Origin of the sequence: Bradyrhizobium macuxiense, from assembly GCF_007993935.1 — a bacterium.
In the GTDB taxonomy this organism is placed as follows: Bacteria; Pseudomonadota; Alphaproteobacteria; order Rhizobiales; family Xanthobacteraceae; genus Bradyrhizobium; species Bradyrhizobium macuxiense_A.
In genome coordinates this window covers 61,714-85,797 of record NZ_VITY01000024.1, presented here as the reverse complement: position 1 = coordinate 85,797, position 24,084 = coordinate 61,714, and the positions used below count along the sequence as shown (strand labels likewise).

25 protein-coding genes and 1 pseudogene are annotated in these 24,084 nt (G+C 64.5%); 18 read left to right on the top strand and 8 right to left on the bottom strand.

Going from position 1 to position 24,084, the window contains the following annotated elements:
- Positions 1-219: 219 nt before the first annotated feature.
- From FBZ93_RS39230 to FBZ93_RS39220, 3 genes are all read right to left on the bottom strand, one after another.
- Positions 220-1,158, bottom strand: a complete 939-nt coding sequence (locus FBZ93_RS39230) for an aldo/keto reductase (protein ID WP_146993056.1) — start codon at positions 1,156-1,158, stop codon at positions 220-222.
- Between the two features lie 310 nt (positions 1,159-1,468).
- The gene (locus tag FBZ93_RS39225; RefSeq protein ID WP_146993055.1) at positions 1,469-1,930 is read right to left on the bottom strand and encodes a GNAT family N-acetyltransferase; all 462 of its coding nucleotides are present in this window, start codon (positions 1,928-1,930) and stop codon (positions 1,469-1,471) included.
- Positions 1,931-2,087: 157 nt separating this feature from the next.
- Complete coding sequence (locus tag FBZ93_RS39220) at positions 2,088-2,903, bottom strand: PAS-domain containing protein (protein WP_146993054.1); 816 nt, start codon at positions 2,901-2,903, stop codon at positions 2,088-2,090.
- A gap of 211 nt (positions 2,904-3,114) precedes the next feature.
- Here FBZ93_RS39220 and FBZ93_RS39215 point away from each other — a divergent pair, with 211 nt between their 5' ends.
- Positions 3,115-3,468, top strand: coding sequence for a DMT family protein (locus FBZ93_RS39215; protein ID WP_074128544.1), 354 nt, complete (start codon positions 3,115-3,117; stop codon positions 3,466-3,468).
- Positions 3,469-3,529: 61 nt separating this feature from the next.
- On the opposite strand, the gene FBZ93_RS41010 is transcribed toward FBZ93_RS39215, so the two are convergent.
- From FBZ93_RS41010 to FBZ93_RS39210, 3 genes are all read right to left on the bottom strand, one after another.
- Positions 3,530-3,670, bottom strand: a complete 141-nt coding sequence (locus FBZ93_RS41010) for a hypothetical protein (RefSeq protein ID WP_208764125.1) — start codon at positions 3,668-3,670, stop codon at positions 3,530-3,532.
- 76 nt (positions 3,671-3,746) lie between these two features.
- A complete protein-coding gene (locus FBZ93_RS41005; protein WP_167529440.1) occupies positions 3,747-3,923 on the bottom strand; it encodes a hypothetical protein in 177 nt (58 codons plus the stop codon).
- Positions 3,924-4,102: 179 nt separating this feature from the next.
- On the bottom strand, positions 4,103-4,756 hold the full coding sequence (locus FBZ93_RS39210; RefSeq protein WP_146993053.1) for a glutathione S-transferase family protein: 654 nt from the start codon (positions 4,754-4,756) through the stop codon (positions 4,103-4,105).
- Between the two features lie 633 nt (positions 4,757-5,389).
- Between FBZ93_RS39210 and FBZ93_RS39205 the strand changes: the two genes are divergently transcribed.
- The 3 genes from FBZ93_RS39205 (at position 5,390) to FBZ93_RS39195 (ending at position 8,179) form a co-directional block, all read left to right on the top strand.
- Positions 5,390-6,592 (top strand): pyridoxal phosphate-dependent aminotransferase, encoded by a 1,203-nt coding sequence (locus FBZ93_RS39205; protein ID WP_146993052.1) that lies wholly within the window; start codon positions 5,390-5,392, stop codon positions 6,590-6,592.
- A 259-nt stretch (positions 6,593-6,851) separates the two neighbouring features.
- Positions 6,852-7,376, top strand: a complete 525-nt coding sequence (locus FBZ93_RS39200; protein WP_050423222.1) for a DUF992 domain-containing protein — start codon at positions 6,852-6,854, stop codon at positions 7,374-7,376.
- A gap of 320 nt (positions 7,377-7,696) precedes the next feature.
- A complete protein-coding gene (locus FBZ93_RS39195; RefSeq protein WP_050423223.1) occupies positions 7,697-8,179 on the top strand; it encodes a DUF992 domain-containing protein in 483 nt (160 codons plus the stop codon).
- On the opposite strand, the gene FBZ93_RS39190 is transcribed toward FBZ93_RS39195, so the two are convergent.
- The gene (locus FBZ93_RS39190) at positions 8,176-9,108 is read right to left on the bottom strand and encodes an alpha/beta fold hydrolase (protein ID WP_146993051.1); all 933 of its coding nucleotides are present in this window, start codon (positions 9,106-9,108) and stop codon (positions 8,176-8,178) included. The genes FBZ93_RS39195 and FBZ93_RS39190 overlap by 4 nt on opposite strands.
- On the opposite strand from FBZ93_RS39190, the pseudogene FBZ93_RS42085 reads away from it, so the two are divergent.
- The 6 genes and pseudogenes from FBZ93_RS42085 to FBZ93_RS39160 all read left to right on the top strand — a co-directional run bounded on the left by FBZ93_RS42085 (position 9,062) and on the right by FBZ93_RS39160 (position 15,559).
- Positions 9,062-10,140: pseudogene (locus FBZ93_RS42085) on the top strand (LysR substrate-binding domain-containing protein). The gene FBZ93_RS39190 and the pseudogene FBZ93_RS42085 sit on opposite strands and share 47 nt — an antisense overlap.
- Positions 10,141-10,319: 179 nt before the next feature.
- The gene (locus FBZ93_RS39180) at positions 10,320-12,368 is read left to right on the top strand and encodes an elongation factor G (RefSeq protein WP_146993050.1); all 2,049 of its coding nucleotides are present in this window, start codon (positions 10,320-10,322) and stop codon (positions 12,366-12,368) included.
- Between the two features lie 92 nt (positions 12,369-12,460).
- Positions 12,461-13,102, top strand: a complete 642-nt coding sequence (locus FBZ93_RS39175) for a YoaK family protein (protein WP_146993049.1) — start codon at positions 12,461-12,463, stop codon at positions 13,100-13,102.
- Positions 13,103-13,133: 31 nt separating this feature from the next.
- The gene (locus FBZ93_RS39170) at positions 13,134-13,991 is read left to right on the top strand and encodes a shikimate dehydrogenase (protein ID WP_146993048.1); all 858 of its coding nucleotides are present in this window, start codon (positions 13,134-13,136) and stop codon (positions 13,989-13,991) included.
- A 117-nt stretch (positions 13,992-14,108) separates the two neighbouring features.
- Entirely contained in the window at positions 14,109-14,687 is a 579-nt protein-coding gene (locus tag FBZ93_RS39165; protein WP_167529442.1) for a hypothetical protein, read from the top strand.
- 263 nt (positions 14,688-14,950) lie between these two features.
- Positions 14,951-15,559: a hypothetical protein gene (locus FBZ93_RS39160; RefSeq protein WP_146993046.1), complete on the top strand. Its 609-nt coding sequence runs from the start codon at positions 14,951-14,953 to the stop codon at positions 15,557-15,559.
- A gap of 199 nt (positions 15,560-15,758) precedes the next feature.
- Here the strand turns inward: FBZ93_RS39160 and FBZ93_RS39155 are convergent, their stop codons facing one another.
- Complete coding sequence (locus FBZ93_RS39155) at positions 15,759-16,895, bottom strand: alpha-hydroxy acid oxidase (RefSeq protein WP_146993045.1); 1,137 nt, start codon at positions 16,893-16,895, stop codon at positions 15,759-15,761.
- A gap of 135 nt (positions 16,896-17,030) precedes the next feature.
- Between FBZ93_RS39155 and FBZ93_RS41000 the strand changes: the two genes are divergently transcribed.
- The 8 genes from FBZ93_RS41000 (at position 17,031) to FBZ93_RS39125 (ending at position 24,035) form a co-directional block, all read left to right on the top strand.
- Positions 17,031-17,204: a hypothetical protein gene (locus FBZ93_RS41000; RefSeq protein ID WP_167529439.1), complete on the top strand. Its 174-nt coding sequence runs from the start codon at positions 17,031-17,033 to the stop codon at positions 17,202-17,204.
- A 218-nt stretch (positions 17,205-17,422) separates the two neighbouring features.
- On the top strand, positions 17,423-18,769 hold the full coding sequence (glmM, locus tag FBZ93_RS39150; RefSeq protein ID WP_146993044.1) for a phosphoglucosamine mutase: 1,347 nt from the start codon (positions 17,423-17,425) through the stop codon (positions 18,767-18,769).
- A 280-nt stretch (positions 18,770-19,049) separates the two neighbouring features.
- Positions 19,050-20,300, top strand: a complete 1,251-nt coding sequence (locus tag FBZ93_RS39145) for an MFS transporter (RefSeq protein WP_167529438.1) — start codon at positions 19,050-19,052, stop codon at positions 20,298-20,300.
- A 309-nt stretch (positions 20,301-20,609) separates the two neighbouring features.
- Positions 20,610-21,461, top strand: a complete 852-nt coding sequence (locus FBZ93_RS39140) for an outer membrane protein (protein ID WP_167529437.1) — start codon at positions 20,610-20,612, stop codon at positions 21,459-21,461.
- A 190-nt stretch (positions 21,462-21,651) separates the two neighbouring features.
- On the top strand, positions 21,652-22,503 hold the full coding sequence (locus tag FBZ93_RS39135) for an outer membrane protein (RefSeq protein ID WP_146993043.1): 852 nt from the start codon (positions 21,652-21,654) through the stop codon (positions 22,501-22,503).
- A 71-nt stretch (positions 22,504-22,574) separates the two neighbouring features.
- Positions 22,575-23,165, top strand: a complete 591-nt coding sequence (locus tag FBZ93_RS41620; protein WP_246667841.1) for a glutathione S-transferase family protein — start codon at positions 22,575-22,577, stop codon at positions 23,163-23,165.
- Positions 23,166-23,183: 18 nt separating this feature from the next.
- Positions 23,184-23,654, top strand: a complete 471-nt coding sequence (locus tag FBZ93_RS41615) for a GNAT family N-acetyltransferase (RefSeq protein ID WP_246667840.1) — start codon at positions 23,184-23,186, stop codon at positions 23,652-23,654.
- Between the two features lie 168 nt (positions 23,655-23,822).
- Complete coding sequence (locus FBZ93_RS39125) at positions 23,823-24,035, top strand: hypothetical protein (protein ID WP_074128527.1); 213 nt, start codon at positions 23,823-23,825, stop codon at positions 24,033-24,035.
- Positions 24,036-24,084 lie beyond the last annotated feature (49 nt).

Below are 24,084 nucleotides of genomic sequence, written 5' to 3'. Positions count from 1 at the left end.
GCGGGAGACCGAGCCGGCTCACGGCGTCAAGCGCCAAGGACCCAACGGCTTCCCGCCCACCCCATCATGACAGACAATCCAGACACAGGGACCCACAACCACCGAACGCAGTTACTCGAGAACGCTGGGGCCACAGCATGACGTCCAACCACGCCCTGTGGTTATGGGTCCCTGCTTTCGCAGGGACGACAGTTGTGCCTGTGGCTTCAGCGGGGCGGACTACTTCGTGATCTGATCGATCTCCGCCATCTCCGCCGCGGTCAGCTTCCAGCCGATCGCTTTCACGTTCTGCTCGATCTGCTCGGGGCGCGTGGCGCCGGCGATGACGCTTGCGACTTGCGGGCGGGCGGCGAGCCAGGAGAAGGCGAGCTCGAGCATGGTGTGACCGCGCTCGCTCGCGAAGGCCTGCAGCTTCTCGACGATCTCCTCGTTGCGCGGCGTGACGTAGCGATCCTTCAACGCCGGCGCCTTGGCGAAGCGGGTGTCGGCGGGCGCGGCGGCGCCGCGCTGGTATTTGCCGGTCAAGAGACCGCTGGCGAGCGGGAAGAACGGCAGCAGGCCGAGATTGTATTGCTGCGCCGCCGGCAGCAGGTCCTTCTCGATGCCGCGCACCACGAGGCTGTATTCGTCCTGGCAGGACACGAAGCGGTTCACGTTCATCTGGCGTGCGGCGTATTCGGCTTCCGCGATCCGCCATGCCGGGAAGTTGGAGTTGCCGATGTAGCGCACCTTGCCCTGGCGCACGAGATCGTCGAGCGCGCGCAGCGTCTCGTCGATCGGCGTCAGCGGATCGTAATCGTGCTGCTGGTAGAGATCGATGTAGTCGGTCTTCAGGCGGGTGAGGCTCGCCTCTACCGCGGACATGATGTAGCGCCGCGAGGCGCCCTGCTTGGTGCCGTCGGTCGCCATCGGCTTGGAGAATTTGGTGGCGAGCACGATGTCCTTGCGGCGACCGCCGAGCACAGTGCCGAGCACGGTTTCCGAGCCCCCCATGCCCGCATAGATGTCGGCGGTGTCGAACAGGGTGATGCCGAGATCGATCGCCTTGTGGATCACCTTGCGCGAGGTTTCCAGATCAGTGCGCTGGCCGAAATTGTTGCAGCCGATGCCGACCGCGGACACGCGCAGGCCGGAGCCGCCGAGATTACGAATTTCCATGAGACAATCCTGTGGGATAGGCGAGGGAGTGCGCGGATTGTGACGCGCACGACGCAGGCCGGCAAGGTGCCGCCCTACCGCCGGTCACGCATGGCAATGTCGCAAAAAATGCAGTGTCACAAAGGATGCAGCGTCGCCAAGGACGCGGTGTCACAAAAAAAGCGGTCCCGGTCAGACGCGGCGACTGACGGGGACCGCTCGGGGCGAAGATCTGAGACGGGGGGCCTGATCTTACGCGAGCGGAAGCGTAGCGGGGCTTTGTAACGTGCCGGTGACACCTCTGTGCAATCCACAGGGTGCGAATGCGCGCTCAGAGAATCTTGCGATAGATGACGAAGCCGGGCTTGTCCGCGACCTTGTCATAAAGCTGCATTGCGGTGTGGTTGGTTTCATGCGTCTGCCAGTAGACGCGCGGCGATCCCGCGAGCCTGGCCTGCGTGTAGACGCCGTTGATCAAGGCGCGGCCGACGCCCTTGCCGCGCGCCGCATTGCTGGTGAAGAGATCCTGCAAATAGCAGGTCGGTGCGATCGCGGTGGTCGAGCGGTGAAACAGATAATGCGTCAGCCCGACCAGCCTGCCGCCGGCGTCGGCGACCAGCGCATGCATCGGTTCATAGGCATCAAAGAAGCGCTCCCACGTCATCGCGGTGATCTCGGGCGCGAGCGCGGTCGGTCCGGACCGTTCGTAGAAGGCGTTGTAGCCGTCCCACAGCGGAAGCCATTGGGCGTAATCGTCGCGCGTGACGAAGCGGATGGTGACGTCGTTGGACATGAGCGATCCCTGGATGATCCCGCGTGATGCGATGTCTGCGCATCGCTCGCAACGGTTCTAGAGCATGATCCGGAAAAGTGTGAAGTGGTTTTCCGGCAAGAACATGCTCAAAAGAGGTGTAGCTATCTCGTGGGATCAATTGCGGCGCGGTCGCCGTTCACTCGGCGGCGCGCAGCAGCCTTGCCAGATGGCGTTCGCGCCCGGCGCGTTGCGCCCGGTATTCGTCGGCACGGGCGGGATCGTCGGTGTGCCGCACGAGGTCGGTGACCGGCGTATAGCTCAGCATGCGGCCGCCGTCGGGCAGCGCCGTGCAGCTGAAGCGCAGCACCTGGCCGTCGGCGAGATTGAGGTTGATCGGCGTGGAATCGCCTGCGCGCATCATCTCGATGCGCTTGGTGACGAACGCGCTCATCTCGTCTTCCGGCAGCTCGTAGGCGCCTGTGTCGCGGCCGTGATACATCAGCGCGACGAAAGGCGGCTTGCTGTCGGCCTGCGCGTCGGACAGCGCGAAATAGTCGCGGAAGGCGCGATTGATGAATTCGGCGCGGGTGTCGGCGTCGAGCAGCACGATGCCGATGTCGACCTGGTCGAGCGCGGCGGCAAGCCGCTCCGAGGTGGCGTGATGCTGCTGGTCCGCGGCAAAGGCATCGATCCATTTCTGCCGCAGCAGCCCGGTGATCAGGGCGGTGCCGGCCGCGGTCGCGGCCAGCAGCAGCATCCGCGCGACGTCGGCTGTGTCGTAGCCGGGCAGCGCGCGGTGATCGAGAAAGAACAGCGCCGAGGCGGCCACCGCGATCGCGGCGGAGATCAGCCCGGAGGTGATGCCGCTGATCGAGCTCGCCAGCGCCACGATGCAGACGAACAGCGGCGCCGGATTCGGGACGGTGACCACCAGGCGATCGATCAGGAAGGCGGCAAGCGCAATGATCGCCGTCAGCGCAGGACCTGAAATTGCACGCCAGTCGAACCGCATGCGCGTTCTCGCTATGTGTCGAACAAACGATAAAGCCGCAGTTTGACGACAGAGCCGCAACGGCGCCGGGATTTTCGCCCCGACCGTTAAGCGGCGCTTGCGCGGTCCGAACCAGCTTTCGCTGCTTTCAAATCAAATGATATGGAGATCGGCATGGAACCCGTTTCCGTGCCCGCGGGTTACCGCGTGCTTTGCTTGCAAGAGGACATCGATGCCCGCCATTTCGCCGTCGCTGCTGCCGATCCTGATGCTGTTTGCCTCGAACGTCTTCATGACCTTCGCCTGGTACGGTCATCTCAAGTTCAAGGATCATTCGCTCCCTATCGTCATCATGGTGAGCTGGGGCATCGCGTTCTTCGAATACTGGCTGGCGGTGCCGGCCAATCGCTGGGGCAGCGAGGTCTACAGCGCGGCGCAGCTCAAGACCATGCAGGAGGTGATCACGCTGGTCGTGTTCGCAGCCTTCTCGGTGCTGTATCTGAAGGAGCCGCTGGGCTGGAATCACGCGCTCGGTTTCGCCTTCATCGCCGCCGGCGCGTTCTTCATCTTCCACAAATGGAGCTAGAGCATGATCCGGAAAAGTGCGAAGCGGTTTTCCGAAAAGATCATGCTAAAAAAATAGGACCCTAGTGGCGCGGGGCCTGCTTGGCTGCGGGCGTCGTGACGTGCGCGGGGTGGGCGCGGTCTTCGCCCTGCGTGCCGGTCACGATCAGGAGCGATGCCGCCAACAGGATCGCCGCCGACAGCGTCACGGTCACAAGTCCCACGGGGGTCTTCATCATGTCGCGCCGCTGTCTCTCCCGCGCCTTGCCGCGGATAAGGTGCCAAAACGAACTTGCTGGATTACGCCGGGATCGATGTCGCCATGCTGATGTTGCTCGACAGCACCGTCACGGCCACGACCAGGCACAGCGTCAGCGCGCCAAGCGCGAGTGACGCGGCGATCGCGCTGGTCAGCCGGGATGATGCCACCGGGGCAGGGCGGCCATGGAAGCCTGCCGTGCCGGACCACCGTTTCATGGTCTAAATCCCTCAGGCCGCGAGCGAATCACTCGCGACATCCGAGCGAATCTGCCCACCGTCACCGGCAACATTGCGGCGGCGAGGCCCCCTGAAAGCGGCGAAAATGCGGCCCGCGTGGGGGTTTTGCCCGCTATTTGGGCAGTTTCCCCGCTATTCCCCCAATTCAGACCCGTTGTTCAAACGCCCGCCACGAGGCGGGCCTGAGGCTCGGCTTCGGGATCCGGCTGCCAATCCATCGCGACAAATCCGGGGGTCTGCTCGACCCGTTTCAGCCAGGCCCGGATCGACGGAAAGGTCGTCAGGTCGAAGTCGCAGCGGTCGGCGACGTGGGTGTAGCCATAGAGGGCGATGTCGGCGACGGTGAACTGCTCGGCGGCGAAAAACGTGTGGTTCTTGAGGTGATTTTCCATCACCTGCAGCGCCGCATAACCGCGCTCCATCCAGTCCTCCAGCGCGTGCGTCTGCAGGTCGCGCCCGCCCTTGACCAGCGACAGCCAGAAATAGGCGGCGCCGATATTCGGCTCCAGCGCGTGCTGTTCGAAGAACATCCACTGCAGCGCCTCTGCGCGCTCGATCCGCGACTCCGGCGCCAGCGGCGTGCCGATCGCAACATACCAGAGGATGGCGTTGGACTCCGCGAGATGGCGGCCTTCGGCGACCTCGAGCAACGGCACCTGGCCGCTCGGATTCTTGGCCAGGAATTCCGGGGTCCGGCTCTCGCCGCGCAGGATGTCGATTTCGATCGCCTCGTACGGCGTGTTCAGCACGGCAAGCGCCAGCCGGACCTTGTAGCTGTTGCCGGAGCGCTGCATCGAATAGAGCTTGTACATTGCGTCGGGGTTCACTCGATCAGGAAGACGGACTGCATGAGACGGTACGCTTGAAATCTGCGCGGCCTGTCACACCGCAACGCCGCTAAACAATGATGCCGACAGGGGTGCGTCGCAAGCCCTGCAATGTGGAAAAAGTCGAAACGTCTACCGCACTGCACGCGTGCAGAACGATTCCATCAACACGGCAGAACAACTCGGATCACGCCTCTGCGACGCTGTGCACGGTGCCGGTCGATGCCACCGGCGGCCGTGGCTGACGTGCTGCAATTCAGAAACGTTAACGCGGCATCCGGATCGCGGGGTGCGCTGTCGGGGCTGCGCTGGAGCACCTGCCGCCGGCGCCATCAGGCAGCTGCCGCGCGGCACATTGTCCTCGGAGCAATCCGCGCTCGAGCGCTTAGCCGGAAGCCTTGCCGGCTAGGCTGAAGCGGCCATCACAAGGCTTGCCGGATATGAGTCATTTGAGGGCGGAACTTGCGGAATATTGCGCATGTTGCGCGCCATGCGGGAAAGTTTTCGTGCTTTGCCGCCAAGCTTCTTGCGATGCAGCGGCGACAGGCCTAGGGTGCCGCGATCCCATTCAAATCAAGTCGTGGCCCAACGGCTCACGACGTTTGCCAGGAGATGATAATGGCCTTCCTGTCCGCTGCGCTCGACCGTGTGAAGCCGTCCGCGACGATCGCGGTCACGGACAAAGCACGCGCGCTGAAAGCCGCGGGCCGCAATGTCATCGGCCTCGGCGCCGGCGAGCCGGACTTCGACACGCCCGCCAACATCAAGCTGGCTGCGATCCACGCGATCGAGGCCGGCAAGACCAAGTACACCGATGTCGGCGGCATTCCGGAGCTCAAGGAAGCCATCATCAACAAGTTCTCGCGTGAGAACGGCCTGACCTACAAGCCGAACCAGATCATCGTCGGCACCGGCGGCAAGCAGGTGCTCTACAACGCGCTGATGGCGACCATCAATCCGGGCGACGAGGTGATCATCCCGGCGCCGTATTGGGTCAGCTATCCCGAGATGGTCGCGCTCGCCGGCGGCGAGTCGGTCCCGGTGGTGTGCCCGGCTTCGACCGGCTTCAAGCTGCGCCCGGAAGATCTCGAGAAGGCGATCACGCCGAAGACCAAATGGGTGATCCTGTGCTCGCCGTCGAACCCGACCGGCTCGGCCTATACGAGGAGCGAGCTCAAGGCGATCACAGACGTACTGGTCAAGCATCCGCATGTCTGGGTGATGACCGACGACATGTACGAGCACCTCGTCTATGACGACTTCGTCTTCACCACCGCGGCGCAGGTCGAGCCGAGCCTCTACGATCGCACGCTGACCGTGAACGGCGTGTCGAAGGCCTACTGCATGACCGGCTGGCGCATCGGCTATGCCGGCGGCCCGGCGCAGCTGATCAAGGCGATGGCGACGATCCAGTCGCAGTCGACCTCGAACCCGTCGTCGATCGCGCAGTGGGCGTCGGTCGAGGCGCTCAACGGTCCGCAGGACTTCATCGCCGCGAACAACAAGGTGTTCAAGGAACGCCGCGACCTCGTGGTGTCGATGCTCAACCAGGCGAGCGGCATCGAGTGCCCGCGGCCGGAAGGCGCGTTCTACGTCTATCCGTCCTGCGCCGGCACGATCGGCAAGAAGGCGCCCTCGGGCAAGGTGATCGACAACGACGAGGCGTTCGTCACCGAGCTGCTCGAGAGCGAAGGCGTCGCAGTCGTGCAAGGATCGGCGTTCGGCCTTGGCCCCGCGTTCCGCATCTCCTACGCCACCAAGACCTCGGATCTCGAGGACGCCTGCAAGCGCATCCAGCGCTTCTGCGGTAATCTGCGATAGTCGATTCCGAACCGAGAGACTAAAAAACGCTCCCGCACCTGGTGCGGGAGCGTTTTCGTTTATGCGCTGAGATGGCGCGCCGGTAAAATCGCCGAGTCAAATCACAACCTGCTCAGCTCACGCGCGTGTGTGCGAACATCAATGCCACACGCGGGAAGTTTTTACGGCCGCTTTGCGAACTGCCTTGTTTTGGACACGAGCCTTCCTTTGTGTCCGCCGCGCAAATTTGCAATTCAGTTCACCTTGCGGAGACAGACCAATGCGACTTTCGACCCTCACCTTTGCAGCGCTTGCGTTGCTGGCGCCGTTCGCCACCGCCAACGCGGCGCCTCAACAGGTTCAAGCCGGGGTCCTGCAGTGCCAGGGCGGCGAGAATGTCGGCTTCGTCGTCGGCTCTGTCGCCCGCCTCGAATGCGTGTTCCAGAGCGGCGGCCGCCGGCCCGAGCCGTATCTCGCGACCGTGAAGCGGATCGGCGTCGACCTCGGCTTCACCGGACAGACCCAGCTCGCCTGGGCCGTCAGTGCGCCGACCACGGTAGTGCCGCGCGGTGCGCTCGCCGGCAGCTACGGCGGCGTCGGCGTCAATGCTTCGGTCGGCCTCGGCGCCGGCGGTAACTTCCTGTTCGGTGGCCCGAACAACGCCTATGCGCTGCAGCCGATCAGTGTGCAGGGCCAGACCGGCCTCAACGTTGCGGCCGGCATCGCCGGGATCGATCTCGAGCCGGTCCGCACCAACGGTCCGCGCCGGCATCATCGCCACCACCGTCATCATCACCACCACTAGATTTGTCTTGACGCGTTTTCTTCACGCGAACCGGTATCCACTTCGCTCGAAAACGCTCTAGGCTGGTTGGTGTTCGATCAAAGGGGCCCGCGAAAGCGGGCCTCTTTTTTTGCGGTCTGTTGTTTGCTGTCCGTTGCTGACCAAACTTCAGCCCCGAAGGAACATAGCAACAGCGCCACATCCCCCAACAATCGGTGGCCGAGCACCGCAAATTCTGGCCGACCATCCGATGTTATGGCATAGGATGCGAACGGCGCCGCAGACACGGCGCCGTTCTGTTCTCTGCTCGCGTCATGCCTCTCAGCCGGAGACTCCCCAACATGCGTCGCCTCACTCTCCTCGCCGCTGCCGCCATCGCCACGCTGACCGCAATCGTTGGCGTCAACGCCCAACAGCCGAGCCAGCGCGTGCAGGTCGGCGTCCTGGAATGCCGCGGTGGCGCGAGCGTCGGCTTCATCGTCGGTTCCGTGACCCATCTCGGCTGCGTGCTGCGCGCCAATGGCCTGCCCGAGGACCGCTACATCGCGACCATCCAGAAGGTCGGCATCGACCTCGGCATCACCCAGGAATCGGCGCTGGCCTGGGGCGTCTACGCGCCGGTGGAGCGGCTCGGGCCGGGTGCACTCTCCGGCAACTATGCCGGTGCGCAGGGCAGCGCGACGCTCGGCGTCGGCGTCGGCGGCAACGTGCTGGTCGGCGGCTCCGACAACACCATCGCCCTGCAGCCGCTCAGCGTGCAGGGCCAGGTCGGTGTCAACATCGCCGCCGGCCTCGAGAGCCTGGAACTGCGTCCGGGTCGCTAAAGCGCGCGCGTAGCGTTCTTCAACCTGCCGAAGAAGCCGCGGGCTTCTTCGGCAACGATGCCGGGCGCTTCGGCGTGAACATAGTGCCCGGTGTCGACGAACCTGATCGAAGGTTCTCTCCAATAGTCCCCCAGCCGGTCCGACCATTCGGGTGAGATCAGCGGATCGCGGCGGCCCCAGAGAAAGCGCGAGGGCACCTCGATGCGCGGTTGCGCCGGAAGCCTGCCTTCCAGCCAGAGCCGGCGATTGGGTGCGGACGAGAGATACCAGTCGAAGCCGCCCTGGATGTTGCCCGGCTTCATGAAGTTATCGACATAGGCTTCCAGCAGGTCGCCGAACACGGCGGGATCGTCGCCCGACCAATGGTCGAGGAAGTGGCGGAAATAGAGCCGGCATGACTCGCGCGAGCTACCGACCAGTTGCGCCGCCCATGGCAGTTGCTGGAAGTATTGATACCAGACCTCGATCAGGTGAGCGGGCTCGCCGTAGCGTCGGCCGAGGCCCGGGTAGGGCGTGCAGAGATAGAGCGTGCCCGTCAGCCGCTGCGGCTGACGATGCGACATCGCCTGCATGACATAGGCGCCGAGATCGCCGCCGATCACGCCGAAGCGGTCATGTCCGAGCGCGTCCATGACCGCGAACATATCCTGCGCGTGGCGCTCCGCGGTCGCGGAGGCATCGGGTCCCGGCGTCGGCTTGCCGGTGTCGCCGCAGCCGCGCAGGTCGGGCGCGATCAGCTCGAAGCTGTCGCCGAGGCGCAGCATCAGCGGGCGCCACACCAACCAGAACTCCGGCCAGCCATGCAGCAGCAGCAGCGGCGGGCCCTTGCCGAAGCGCGCGACGTTGACGGATAGGCCGCCGATACCGATCTTCTGTTGCGTGATGCCTGCCGCGGCTGCATCCGCGAAGGCGTCTTCCAGTGCCGTCATGCCGACCTCCTGTGGTTTGCCGCAGGCTGTCCGCGTTGACGCGTCCGGTCCAATACTCGTTCGATACGGTTGCAGAGCTATTGCGTATGGCTGCCGTCGCCGGCCGCCGTGCTATAGCGGTGGCATGGAATTGCGACACCTTAGATACTTCGTGGCGCTCGGCGAGGAATTGAATTTCACCCGCGCGGCCGAGCGGCTGCATATCGCGCAGCCGCCGCTCAGCCAGCAGATCCGTCAGCTCGAGGACGAACTCGGTGTTACGCTGCTGCAGCGGAATAGCCGTCCTGTCAGGCTCACCGAGGCCGGCGAGCTATTTCTTGCGCGCGCCCGCGCGGTGCTCGCAAGTTTCGAGAGTGCGGTTGCCGACACGCGGCGCGTCGGGCGCGGCCAGGCCGGCAAGCTCGGAATCGGATTCGTCGGCTCTGCCATGTTTGCGGGACTGCCCGACATCGTCGGCGCCTATCGTGACGCCTGTCCCGATGTCGAGCTCGTGCTCGACGAGATGCTGGCGGCCGAGATCGCAGAGGCGTTGCGGCGGCGCCGGATCGATATCGGCTTCGCGCGTCCGGCACTGCTTGGCGAACCGGGGCTTGCCCAGCGGCTCATCGTCGAGGAGCCCTATGTTGCAGCGCTGCCGCGTGCGCATCCTCTTGCGACGCGGCGCGACATTGCGCTCGCCGAATTGTCCGACGATGCCTTCGTGCTGTATCCGGCACGGCCGGAGCCGTCGGTCACGGGCCTGATCGTCAACGCATGCCGGGCAGCGGGCTTCACGCCGCGGCTCGCGCAGGAGGTCTGCATCTGCAAACCGCGATCGGTTTGATTGCCGCCGGTGTCGGTGTGTCGCTCGTTCCGGAGGCCGCGGCGCGCGCGCAGACCGGTCGCGGCGTCGCCTACGTTCGGCTTTCCGCACCGGTGGTGACGGCCCCGCTCACGATTGCGTGGCGCGAGGAAGACGCATCGCCTGCCGTGCAGCGCCTGCTCGACATCGCCGCGCGCTGGCGCGAGATCGCTCCAGGGGTAGCGCGCTGAGGAACTGGCGCATCGGACGCAATTTTTCCGGAGAGGGGCGGCGCACAGCTCCGCGATCGTAAACATCCGCGACGCCGCACCGCAGCGACGTTTTCCCGCTTGCCAAATGTCAAACGCAGGCAGAGCATGAACGGTCGCCGACCCAATCATGGGCCGAGCTCCAACACGAGGAGGCGGCAATGGGACAAGACGTCAGAAGTCCCCGAGGTCCACGGTGTATCGCACTGGTGGGCCCTTTCCAAAGCGGTAAAACCACACTTCTGGAAGCGATCCTGGCGCGCACTGGCGCCATCAAGACTGCCGGCAGCGTCGATGCCGGAACCTCCGTCGGCGATGCCAGCCCCGAGGCGCGTCAACACAAGATGGGCGTAGGCCTGACCGCCGCCACCACCACCTTTATGGGGGACAGCTACACCTTTATCGATTGCCCCGGCTCGATCGAATTCGCGCACGATATGCGTGCCGCGTTGCCGGCGGTCGATGCCGCGGTCGTGGTCTGCGAAGCTGACGAGAAGAAGCTGCCGCAGCTGCAGATCATCCTGCGCGAGCTCGAGGAGCTCGGAATTCCCCGTTTCCTGTTTCTGAACAAGATCGACCGCGCCAACAAGCGCGTCCGCGAGACGCTCTCGACGCTGCAGCCGGCGTCGCGCGTGCCGCTGGTGCTGCGCCAGATTCCGATCTGGAACGGCGATCTGATCGAAGGTTTCGTCGACCTCGCGCTGGAGCGCGCCTTCGTCTATCGCGAGCACAAGCCGTCGGAAGTGATGGCGCTGGAGGGCGGCAATCTCGACCGCGAGAAGGAAGCGCGCTTCTCGATGCTGGAAAAGCTCGCCGATCACGACGATGCTCTGATGGAGCAATTGCTGGAGGACATCCAGCCGCCGCGCGATGCCGTGTTCGACGATCTCGCCCGCGAATTGCGCGAGGGGCTGATTTGTCCGGTGCTGCTTGGTGCCGCGAGCCGCGAGAACGGCGTGCTTCGCCTGATGAAGGCGCTGCGCCACGAGGCGCCCGGCGTCACTGAGACCGCCGGCCGGCTTGGCATCAAGGACCAGAAGGATGCGCTGGCCTATGTGTTCAAGACCGTGCATCTGCAGCACGGCGGCAAGCTGTCGCTGGCGCGCGTGCTCATGGGCCATCTCGACGACGGCGCGACGCTGCAATCCTCAAGCGGCGACAGCGGACGCGTCTCCGGCATCCTCGCGGTCTCGGGCACGCATGACAGCAAGCGGCCGTCGGCGGAGGCCGGCGACACCGTCGCGCTGGGCAAGCTCGATGCAATCAAGACCGGCGATACCGTATCGAGCGGCAAGACGGCCCCGGCTTCGCTGGCCAAGGTCGAGCCGGCCGCGGCCGTGCTGTCGATCTCGATATCAGCGACCGACCGCAAGGACGACGTCAAGCTCGGCCAGGCGCTGCTGCGGCTGAACGAGGAGGATCCGTCGCTGACGATGATCCAGAACCCGCGCACCCACGACACCGTGCTGTGGGGGCAGGGCGAGATGCATCTGCGCGTCGCGCAGGAGCGGCTGAAGGACCGCTACGGCGTCAACGTCAAATCGCATCCGCCGGCGATCGGCTACCAGGAAACCATCCGCAAGGCGATCACCCAGCGCGGCCGGCACAAGAAGCAGTCCGGCGGCCATGGCCAGTTCGGCGATGTGGTGCTCGACATCAGGCCGAAGCCGCGCGGCTCGGGCTTCGAATTCCACGAGAAGGTGGTCGGCGGCGCGGTGCCGCGCAACTATATCGGCGCGGTGGAAGAGGGCGTCGTCGACGCGCTGGCGCGCGGCCCGCTCGGTTTCCCGGTGATCGACGTCGACGTCACGCTGACCGACGGCTCCTATCACAGCGTCGATTCCTCCGATCTCGCGTTCCGCACCGCGGCGCGGATCGGGGCCAGCGAAGGGTTGCCGCAGTGCCAGCCGGTGCTGCTGGAGCCGATCCATATGGTCGAGATCGTCTGTCCGACCGACGCCACCGCCAAGATCAATGCGATCCTGTCGGCGCGCCGCGGCCAGATCCTCGGCTTCGACACCCGCGAGGGCTGGAGCGGCTGGGACTGCGTTCGCGCCACGATGCCGGAATCCGAGATCGGCGACCTCATCGTGGAGCTGCGCTCGGCCACCGCCGGCGCCGGCACCTTCACCCGCCAGTTCGACCGCATGGCCGAAGTGACGGGCCGTGCCGCCGACCAGATCATCGCCGCGCATCGCGACGCGGCGTGATGCTGGCGGTGATCACGCCCGCGCGGGGCGTGATCGTTGGCAGGATGGGCCGAGCCAGCTAGCTTGCGTCCCTATGGGGGCGCAAGGACATCATGCTGGAATCCCGCCGTAACCTGGCGCTGGCCTGCGCGCTCAGCGCGCTGGCTGGCTATGTCGATGCCATTGGCTATCTGCAGCTCGGCGGACTGTTCGTCTCCTTCATGAGCGGCAACTCGACGCGGCTCGGCGTGGCGCTGGCCGCGGGGCATTGGGAGCACGCGCTGGAGGCGCTGGCGCTGATCGTGCTGTTCGTCGCGGGTGCCGCGGCCGGCAGCCTGGTCGTGCTCAGCCGCATCGCGCATCGCCAGCCCCTGATCCTGCTTGCCGAGGCGCTGCTGCTGGCGGCCGCGGCGTTGGCCTATGCCTATGACCTGCCGAACGCCGCGGTCGCGGCCATCGTGCTGGCGATGGGGCTCGAGAATGCCGTATTCCAGCTCGAAGGCGGGGCTGGGCTCGGCCTCACCTATGTCACTGGAGCGCTGGTCAAGGTCGGCCAGCTGACCGCCGCCGCACTGACCGGCGGCGCCGGCTGGGCCTGGATGCCCAATTTGTTGCTGTGGGCGGCGCTGGTGGCGGGCGCGCTGGCGGGCGCCGCTGCCTACCACTGGATCAACCTCGCCGCGATCTGGTTTGCCGCGGGCACCGCCTTCATCCTCAGCACGCTGGTTTTCGCGAACGCGAAGCGGACGGATTGACAGCGCGCCTGCCTTGGCCGATGTCACGGCCATGACATCCTCAACCCCGACATCCCAAGGCAAAACCCGCGCCGCGTGCCTGATCGGCTGGCCGGCGGCGCATTCCCGCTCGCCGCTGATCCACCATTACTGGCTGCGCACGCTCGGCATCGAGGGCGGCTATGTGATCGAGGCGGTGCCGCCGGAGGATTTCAAGGACTTCCTATTCCGCCTGTCGCTGCGCGGCTTCGTCGGCGCCAACGTCACCCGTCCGCACAAGGAGCAGGCGCTGGCGCTGTCGGCGCCGGATGAGCGCGCCCGCGCCGTCGGCGCCGCCAACACGCTGTGGTTCGCCGATGGCGAGTTGCGCTCGACCAACACCGATGTTGAAGGCTTCATCAACAATCTCGACGCCTGCGCACCCGGCTGGGACAAGGCGGAGGATGCGCTGGTGCTCGGCGCCGGCGGCGCGTCGCGCGCGGTGGTGTTCGGCCTGATCGAACGTGGGATCGCGCGCGTGCATCTGGTCAACCGCACCATCGATCGCGCTCGCGCGCTTGCCGACCTGTACGGCGCGCGCGTCCATCCGGCGACCTGGGACACGGTCGGCGACTTGTTGCCGCGCGCGGGCCTGCTGGTGAACACGACGTCGCTCGGCATGCACGGCCAGCCCCCGTTGGAGATCGATGTCGGCCTGTTGCCGCAGGGCGCGGTTGTTTCCGACATTGTCTATGTGCCGCTGGTGACGCCGTTGCTTGCGGCGGCAACGGCGCGGGGGCTGAAGACCGCCGACGGGCTCGGCATGCTGCTGCATCAGGCGGTGCGCGGTTTCGAATTGTGGTTCGGGCAGCGCCCGCAAGTCACGGCGGAGTTGCGCGCGATCGTCGAGGCCGATCTCACAAAGACTTGAGGGCTGGAATAGCGTCTCCGGAACGGGGTCTGGTGTTAGTCCCCCCGCGTTCCCTCCCGGAGATCACTGATGCCTGCCAGCCGTTCCCATCTCATTCGTCCGTTCGTCGCGCTTGCGATGGTGACGGCGTCCACGCTTTATGCGCTTGCCCAGCAGCCGCCGACGCCGACACGGGTGCGTGGAACCATCGAAAGCGTCAACGGCGATACGCTCGCGGTGAAGTCGCGCAGTGGTGAAGACGTCAAGCTGCATATGGCCGGCAATATGGTGGTGCTCGGCCTCACCAAGATCGCCCTGGCCGACATCAAGGTCGGTTCCTTCATCGGCACGACCACGGTGCCCGGGTCCGACGGCGTGCCGAAGGCGGTCGAGGTGCATGTGTTCCCCGAGAACATGCGCGGCACCGGCGAGGGCTCGCGGCCCTATGATCTGAAGCCGAACAGCAGTATGACCAACGCCACCGTCGCGGAGTCCGTCGTCGGCAATGACGGCCATACATTGCTGGTCAAGTACAAGGACGGCGAGAAGAAGGTGCAGATCACGCCCGATACCCCCGTCGTGACCTATGTTCCCGGTGACAAGGCGGACCTCAAGGCCGGCGCCAAGGTCATCGCCTTCCTGAAGAAGCTGCCCGACGGCTCGTTTGAGACCGATCGCGTCAGCGTCGGCCGCGACGGTCTTACGCCGCCGATGTGAGGCGTAGCGCGTAGCCCGGATGGAGCGGAGCGAAATCCGGGAATCTTTCAAGGGAGGCGGTCCCCCGGATTGCGCTTCGCTCCATCCGGGCTACCGGCTTGCTGCGTCAAGCACATCACCTGTCTGTGACCGCAGTAACGGCCCCTCATCCGGTGCGTAGTTGTCGTGCGAGCCGTGACTCCGGCGAGGAGTTGTGGCTTGCACGGAATACCACCAATCCCCCGGTGTTCCCTGAATCGCCAGCCAAACCCGTGAGGAACACCATGCCGAAATCGCTGCCACTCGCTGCATTGCTTCTTGTTGCCTTTGCCTCGACCGCGTCGGCGCAGCAGCCGCCGACCGTACGGATTCGCGGCACCATCGAGGCCGTCGACGGTGCGATGCTCTCGATCAAGTCGCGCGACGGCGCCGACATGAAGGTGCGCACCACCGATAACGTCGCGGTGTTCGGCGTTGCCAAGACCGATCTGTCCGAGATCAAGTCCGGTTCCTACATCGGCGTCACCGCGATGCCCGAGCCTGACGGGACCCAGAAGGCGATCGCGGTTCACATCTTCCCGGAAAACCAGCGCGGCGCCGCTGAAGGTTTTCGTCCTTGGGACCTGCGCGCGAATTCGACGATGACCAACGCAACCGTCGCCGAGACGGTGCAGGGTACCGACGGCCAGAACATCACGGTGAAATACAAGGACGGCGAGAAGAAGGTCGTGGTGCCGCCGGGCACTCCGGTCGTCACCTTCGTTTCCGGCGACAAGTCGGAACTGAAGCCCGGCGCCAAGATCATCATCTTCGGCGCGGTCAAGAAGGACGACGGCACGCTGGAAGCCAACCGGGTCAACGTCGGCCGCGACGGCATCGCACCGCCTATGTGACGCGAAGCGTCATCCCGGGGCGATGCGTAGCATCGAACCCGGGATCTCGATCCGCAGGCTCCGCTGTCGTCCCTGCGAAAGCAGGGACCCATAACCACCGATGGTGATTGTTGAGAAAGGCTGTGGCTACAGCCGCGTTCAAATCTCGCACGGCTGTGGTTATGGGTCCCGGCCTTCGCCGGGACGACGATGAGTGTGGCTAAACCGCCAGCACCTTGTCGTCGATCTCGGCGATGGTGTTGACGCCGCACAGGCCCATCGTGGTGGTGAGCTCCTTGCCGAGGATGTCGAGCGCCTTGGCGACGCCCTCCTGGCCGCCGGCGCCGAGGCCGTAGGCATAGGCGCGGCCGATCATGCAGGACTTCGCGCCGAGTGCGAGCGCGCGCATGATGTCCATGCCGGTGCGGATGCCACCGTCGAACATGATCTCGAGCTTCGAGCCGACCTCGTCGACGATCTCGGGCAGCACCTCGATCGAGGACGGTGCGCCGTCGAGCTGGCGGCCGCCATGGTTGGAGACCACGATCGCCTGCGCGCCGGTCTTGGCGGCGAGCTCGGCGTCCTCGACATCGAGGATCCCTTTAAGGATCAGCTTGCCCGGCCAGATCGAGCGGATCCAATCGATGTCCTTCCAGTTCAGCGTGGTGTCGAACTGCGACGCCGTCCATTCCGACAGCTTGACGATGTCGTCCATGCCTTTGACGTGACCGGCGATGTTGCCGAAGGTGCGGCGCTTGCCCTGCAGCACGCCCGACACCCAGGCGGGCTTGGTCGCGAAGTCGATCAGCTTCGACAGCGACCATTCCGGCGGCACCGTCATGCCGTTCTTGATGTCCTGGTGGCGCTGGCCGATCACCTGCAGATCGACGGTCAACACCAGCGCCGAGCATTTCGCCGCGATCGCGCGCTCGATCAGCGACTTGATGAAGCCGCGGTCCTTCATGACGTAGAGCTGGAACCAGAACGGCTTGTCGACGGCGGCCGCGATGTCCTCGATCGAGCAGATCGACATGGTGCTCTGGGTGAAGGGAATGCCGGCCGCTTGTGCAGCGCGGCAGGCGTAGATTTCGCCGTCGCCATGCTGCATGCCGAGCAGGCCGACCGGGGCCAGGATCAGCGGCATCGCCGAGGGCTCACCGAGGATCGTGGTCGCCAGGGTACGCTTGGACACATCGACCAGGATGCGCTGGCGGAACTTGATCTGCTGCAGGTCTTCGGAATTGGCGCGCAGCGTGTCCTCGGTGTAGGAGCCGCGGTCCGCATAATCGAAAAACGCCTTCGGCACCCGGCGCTTGTGCAGCTGGCGCAGATCTTCGATGCAGGTAATGTGCTTCATGGACGTTCCCGGCCCTTCTTCTTGTCGCAAGTCTATTCGAGCAAGCCTTGTTGGTAAGCCTTGCAGCTGTTCGGTCTTGCCGTCATCTAGCATGGTTGGATGGCCCGCCAAATCGAAGACGGATGGGAGAGCACGATGATGCAATCAGGCACCAAGCCGAAGGCCGACGACAACGCCGAAAAGCGCCGGCTCGACGAGGCCCTTGAAGAGGGCCTGGAGGAGACGTTTCCCGGTTCCGACCCCGTCAATGTGACCCAGCCGGCCCCGACCAAGGGCGACCAGCACGTCAAGCGCAACGGCAAAGGGTAGGGGATAGCGCGCCTCCCCGGGGGATTGTCTGAGCGACCGGAATGTTATATTTTTCAGCGCCTTAAGGCCGAAAAATGCGGTTCGGCCGTGGTAATGATTCATCATATTTTTTGAAGTCATCTTAGCGCCTGGCAGTCTATAAGGCCGATGCACGCTACACTGGTAGGCGTTCGGGACTCTCTCGCCGTGTGGTTCGGGAGGTCCGTGTTGGGGGTTACATGAGCCGCAAATATTTCGGGACCGATGGAATTCGGGGCCGCGCCAATGGACTGATCACGCCGGAGCTCGCGCTCAAGGTGGGGCAGGCCGCAGGGTTGGTATTTCAGCGTGGCGACCATCGCCATCGCGTCGTGATCGGCAAGGACACGCGGCTGTCCGGCTACATGATCGAATACGCCATGGTGGCGGGCTTCACCTCGGTCGGCATGGACGTGCTGCTGGTCGGCCCGATGCCGACGCCGGCGATCGCGATGCTGACCAAGTCGATGCGCGCCGATCTCGGCGTCATGATCTCGGCGTCGCATAATCTTTTCGAGGACAACGGCATCAAGCTGTTCGGTCCGCAGGGCTTCAAGCTCTCCGACGATGTCGAGAAGCAGATCGAGCAGCTGCTCGACGAATCGCTCGACCGCCGCCTGGCGCAGAGCGCGAGCCTGGGCCGCGCCCGCCGCATCGACGGCGTCCACGACCGCTACATCGAATTCGCCAAGCGCACTTTGCCGCGCGACCTCTCGCTCGACGGCCTGCGCGTCGTGGTCGATTGCGCCAACGGCGCCGCCTACAAGGTGGTGCCGGAAGCGCTGTGGGAGCTCGGCGCCGACGTGGTGCCGATCGGGGTCGAACCCGACGGCTTCAACATTAACAAGGAATGCGGCTCGACCTCGCCGGAAGCGCTGTCGCGAAAGGTGCGCGAGATGCGCGCCGACATCGGCATCGCGCTCGATGGCGATGCCGATCGCGTCATCCTGGTCGACGAGCGCGGCCATATCGTTGACGGCGACCAGCTGCTCGCGGTGATCGCGCAGAGCTGGAAGGAAGAGGGGCGCCTCGCCAAGCCCGGCATCGTCACGACCGTGATGTCGAATCTCGGGCTGGAGCGGTTCCTGCAGGGCCAAGGGCTCTCGATGGTGCGCACGCCGGTCGGCGACCGCTATGTGCTCGAGCAGATGCTGAGCGGTGGCTACAATCTCGGCGGCGAGCCGTCCGGCCATATCATCATGTCGGACTATTCGACCACCGGCGACGGCTTCGTCGCGGCGCTGCAGGTGCTGGCCGTGGTGCAGAAGTTGCGCCGCCCGGTGTCGGAGATCTGCCGGCGTTTTGAACCGTTGCCGCAAATCCTGAAGAACGTGCGCTATCGCAGCGGCAAGCCGCTCGACGCCGCCGAGGTCAAGTCCGCGATCACCGACGGCGAGAAGCGCCTCAACGGCCATGGCCGCCTGTTGATCCGCCCCTCCGGCACCGAACCGGTGATCCGCGTCATGGGCGAGGGCGATGACCGCATCCTGGTGGAAGAGGTCGTCGACAACATCGTCAGCGCACTCGGCCACGCCGCTGCGGCTTAAGGACCTAGCTCTCCGGCCAACCTTTCCCGTCATCCCCGCGCAAAGGCTTCGCCTTTGTCGCTGGAGGAGCGGCCACTTGGCCGCGTCTCGAAGGATGCACGGCCACCAGCCGGGCCGCTCATCCTTCGAGACGCGCTGCGCACTCCTCAGGATGACGGGACCTAAGGTCAATCGCTGGCCCCACAGCGCATCGCTGCCATCGGCTAGCGCAACTGGTCCCGGCTACCTCCGCGTCGTACGACACGGAGGTATTCATGCGAATCCGTCCGGGAATGCTGCATTGAACAAGCCCGTCATAACCGAACAGGCATTGGGCGAACCGGTGCCGGTGCCGGAATTGACTGCCGCGAAGGCGGCGGCCGCCGCGGGGCCGGCCTATGTCGTGCTCGCCGGCATCAGCTTCTCGCACTTCCTCAACGACACGATGCAGTCGCTGATCGCCTCGGTCTATCCGATCCTGAAGGACAATTACGCGCTCGACTTCGCGCAGATCGGAATGATCACGCTGGCGTTCCAGTTCACCGCCTCGCTGCTGCAGCCGCTGGTCGGGCATTTCACCGACAAGAAGGCGCAGCCGTTCTCGCTTGCGATCGGCATGGGCTTCACCTTCTTCGGGCTGCTGTTGCTCAGCGTCGCGCATTCTTACGGGATGATCCTGATCGCGGCTTCGCTGGTCGGCCTCGGCTCCGCCGTGTTCCACCCGGAATCGTCGCGGATCGCGCGGCTGGCGTCGGGCGGACGCTATGGTTTCGCGCAATCGGTGTTCCAGCTCGGCGGGAGCTTCGGCACCTCGATGGGACCCGTGCTCGCCGCGCTGATCGTGGTGCCGTTCGGCCAGCCTTCGATCGCCTGGTTCTCCTCGATCGCGTTCCTCGCCATCGTGATCCTCTGGCGCATCGGCGTCTGGTACAAGCCGCAGATCGCGGGCAAGAAGGCGGTCGCCGCCGCGCGGCATCCGGACCATCCCGACCAGCGGCGCGTGATGATCGCGCTCGTCGTGCTGGTCGCGCTGCTGTTCTCCAAGCAGCTCTATGTCTCCAGCCTGTCGAGCTATTACATCTTCTATCTGATCGACAGGTTCGGCGTCTCGACACAGGCGGCGCAGCTGTACCTGTTCATCTTCCTTGCCGCGAACGCCGCGGGCGCGTTCATCGGCGGGCCGCTCGGTGATCGCTTCGGCCGCAAATACGTGATCTGGTTCTCGATCCTCGGCGCGCTGCCGTTCACGCTGGCGCTGCCTTATGCGGGCCTGTTTGCAAGCGCCGTGCTGACCGTCGTGATCGGCCTGATCATCTCGTCGGCGACGTCGGCGATCATCGTGTTCGCGCAGGAATTGATGCCGCATCGCTTCGGCATGATCTCCGGCGTGTTCTTCGGCGTCGCCTTCGGCATCGGCGGGCTCGGCGCCGCGGTGCTCGGCAAGCTCGCGGACCACACCTCGATCGCCTTTGTCTATCAGCTGTGTGCATTCCTGCCGGCGATCGGCCTGCTCGCGGTGTTCCTGCCGAAGATGCCGAAGGCCATTCGCTGACTCCCGGCAGTGAGACGGGCAGCGGCGGTTCCCGCATTAAGCATTCGCTAACACACGCGGCTCGCGTGCGCTGCAAACGCGCGCCCCGCGTCAACGCTTCATTAGCACCTGTGGCGAGATCGCCATCTTTCGCCGCTGCGTGCGTGCATTTATGGACTCATAAGCAACAGCCGCAGAAATCGGTGAGAGAAAATCAACCTTAAAAATTAGGGTTAAGTGCCGCTTAAACATTTGCTGCCATCGTCCGCCCGTGAGTTTCAGACGTGGGGCTTTTCGTGTCGCCTCACTTGGCCCAAAAGGACGAAGCCAATGCGTAGCGTAAAGACCCTGATTGCCGCCGGAGCGGCATCTCTGCTGTCCTCGGCGGCGTTCGCTGCCGACATGCCGATCATGCCGCCGCCCCCGATGGCGTATGCGCCTCCGCCGGTCCAGGATTTCGGCGGCTGGTATCTGCGCGGCGATATCGGCATGACCAACACCAAGGCGAGGCTGCACGTCAACGGCTACGACACGCTGCCGGCCGGCACTGCCTTCAATCAATTCGGCCACGGTTTCGACGGCGGCATGCTCTACGGCATCGGTGTCGGCTATCAGTTCAACAGCTGGTTCCGCGCCGACATCACCGGCGAGTATCGCTCGAAGGTGAGCTTCAACGGCACCGACTTCTTCACGTTCCCCGGGCCGAGCTCCTTGGGCGACACCTATCACGGCGGCATCCAGAGCTGGGTCGGCCTCGTCAACGTCTACGCCGATCTCGGCACCTGGGGTTGCTTGACGCCGTTCATCGGTGCCGGTGTCGGTGCCGCAGTGCTCAAGACCTCGGCGTTCTCCGATGTCGCCACATTCCCGAGCGGGTCGGGCCTGACCAGCTCCTTCATCGCCGACGGCGCCACCAAGACCAACTTCGCCTGGGCATTGCACGCCGGTGTCGCCTACAAGGTCACCAACAACTTCACCGTCGAACTGGCGTATCGCTACCTCGACATGGGCACCGCCGGTCAGGGCCAGGGTCACTTCTTCGACGGCACGCCGACCGGTCCTTCGAGCTTCCAGTTCCGCGACATCACCTCGCAGGACGTGAAGCTCGGCGTGCGCTTCAACCTGCCGTGCTGCGACGTGCCGCCTCCGCCGCCGCCGCCCCCGCTGATCCGCAAGGGCTGATAAGGGTTAATTTGGCCCCTTCACGGTTAACGATTGAAAACGGCGCGGGATCATCCCGCGCCGTTTTCCGTTGCCGATCGCGTCGCGAGCTTTTGCAACTTGCGTAGTCGAAAGCCGCCGGCGACAACGATTGGTTAAGGTTAACAGGCGATGATCGACGCGCATTCGATGAGTGGGATGGAGCGTTGCGATGCGTAGGTTCTTGCTGGCGGCGATGATGTTCGGGGCGGTGACCGGCGCGCAGGCGGCCGACATGCCGGAGTTCCTTCGCGGCAGTCTGCCCGCTTCCAGCGCACCAACCAGAAACTGGGACGGCTGGTATGTCGGCGGTCAGGTCGGCCAGACATGGATCAACACCGACTTTGGCGGCAGCGTTGCATCCCTGACCAATTCCATATTCCGCAACACCACGCTGCAGGCGCCGACATCCCAATTCAATCTGCTGGGTCGGGTCAATGCGCAAAGCTCGGGCTTCGGAGCGTTTGTCGGGCGCAACTGGCAGTATGACGACGTCGTGGTGGGTGTCGAAGCAAACTATACTTATTGGTCCGGACTTACGACAACGACCTCCGGAAGTCTGGGTCCGATTCAAGTCGCACAACCAACCCTGGTCCTGCCAGCCGGCGCCAGTGCCGCCGACGGCGTGACGTTGAACGGAAGCGCTTCGCTGAAGCTCAAGGATGAGATGACATTCCGCGGCCGCGCGGGTTGGGCAACCGGTGACTTCCTTCCCTACGCCTTCGGCGGCCTTGCGGTCGGCCGAATGGATGTTTCGCGCACGGTCACGAGCTCCGTGAACAGAACGATCAACTTTGCCGACGGAAGTTCGACCACCTTTGCACTCCCGCAGTTTTCCCAAACCGCAACGGATGCGAAGACGGACGCTTACGTTGCCGGATGGACCGCTGGTCTTGGCCTGGAATACATGCTGTGGAACTGTGTTTTCGTGCGCGGCGAGTGGGAATACGTCAAGTTCATGCCGGTCAAGAACACGTCGGTCACGCAGAACAGCGTACGTGCTGCCATCGGCTACAAGTTCTGACGCGCGCTGCGTCGCTTGACACCGCAATGTGCGGCTGATCCGATGTTGCTCCGCAAGCGGAGCGACCTCACATGAAAATCCTCGGCGACGCCAATTCAGGCAATTGCCTGAAAGTGAAATGGGTGTGCGACAAACTGGCGTTGCCATACACATGGGTCGAGATCGACACCATGAAGGGCGGCAGCCGGACGGCGGAATTCCTCAAGCTGAACGGCTGGGGCCAGGTGCCGACGGTCGAACTCGATGACGGCCGCACGCTCGCGCAATCCAACGCCATCATCCGCTACCTCGCGCGCGGCAGCGATCTGATCCCCGCCGATCCCTATCGCGCGGCGCAGATGGATGCCTGGATGTTCTGGGAGCAGAACAGCCATGAGCCCTATGTTGCCGTATGCCGTTTTCAGACCGTGTATCTCGGCAAGGCCGTCTCCGAGATCGATCCGAACCTGATCAAGCGCGGCTATGTCGCGCTCGATCACCTGGAGCGGCATCTTGCCGGCACGCAGTTCCTGGTCGGCGATGCGTTCTCGCTCGCCGACGTGTCGTTGCTCGCCTACACGCGCATGGCGGAGGACGGCGGCCTCGAACTCGAGCGCTATCCCATGATCCGCCGCTGGATCGCCGATGCCGAGCATGTGCTCGCGCTGCCGGCGGTGCGCTGACTTCTGGTGGACATCGATATGACTGAAGCCTCATCGATCACGATCCGCCGCGCGCGGCGCGAGGATGTCGCCGCCATCGTCGGCATGCTGGCGGACGATCCGCTCGGCAGCGCACGCGAGCGGATCGAGAATCCGCTGCCGCAAAGCTATTACGACGCCTTCGCACGGGTCGAGCGTGATCCGAACCTGCAGCTCGTCGTCGCGGTTGACGGGGAGGGCGCCGTGGTCGGCTGTCTGCAGCTTGCGGTCCTGCCGGGGATCAGCTCGCAAGGCTCTTCGCGCGGCCTGCTCGAGGACGTCCGCGTTGCAAAACACTGCCGCAGCCGCGGCATCGGCGAGCAGCTCGTGCAATGGGCAGTTGCCGAGGCGCGTGCGCAAGGCTGCATGCTGGTCGAGTTGCTGACGCATCACACGCGCGTCGACGCGCAGCGCTTCTATGAACGGCTGGGATTCGCGCGCAGCCATGTCGGCATGACGCTACGCTTTTGAGCTGCGCGCACGAAGTTGTGCGGCTCACAAGGCAATGCCTGCGGTAGCCGCTGCTCCGCGATCCGGTTAACAGCCAATAAACTAAGCCTGCCTCCGTGATTTTACGGGGCGGAACGAGTCCGGTATGTCGGACGTCTCCCACGGGGCGGCGGGCAACTGGGGACTGGAATGTCGGAATATTCGATCGTGCGGGTCGGCAACGAGTACATCGTGCTGGCCGGCGATAAGAGCATTTTGAAAATATCGAGCCGGCGCAAGGCAGTTAAGATCATGACTCTGGCGGCAGATTTGCTCGATCAGGAGACGATGCAGCAGGTCGAGAACGCCCCATCAATCAGCCGTGATCTCCCGATCGTTCCGGAAAAGTCTGAACTTCCTTGACGTTTGGGTACCCTTCCACTATCTCCGACCGCGGGAAACCTCTCCCCAC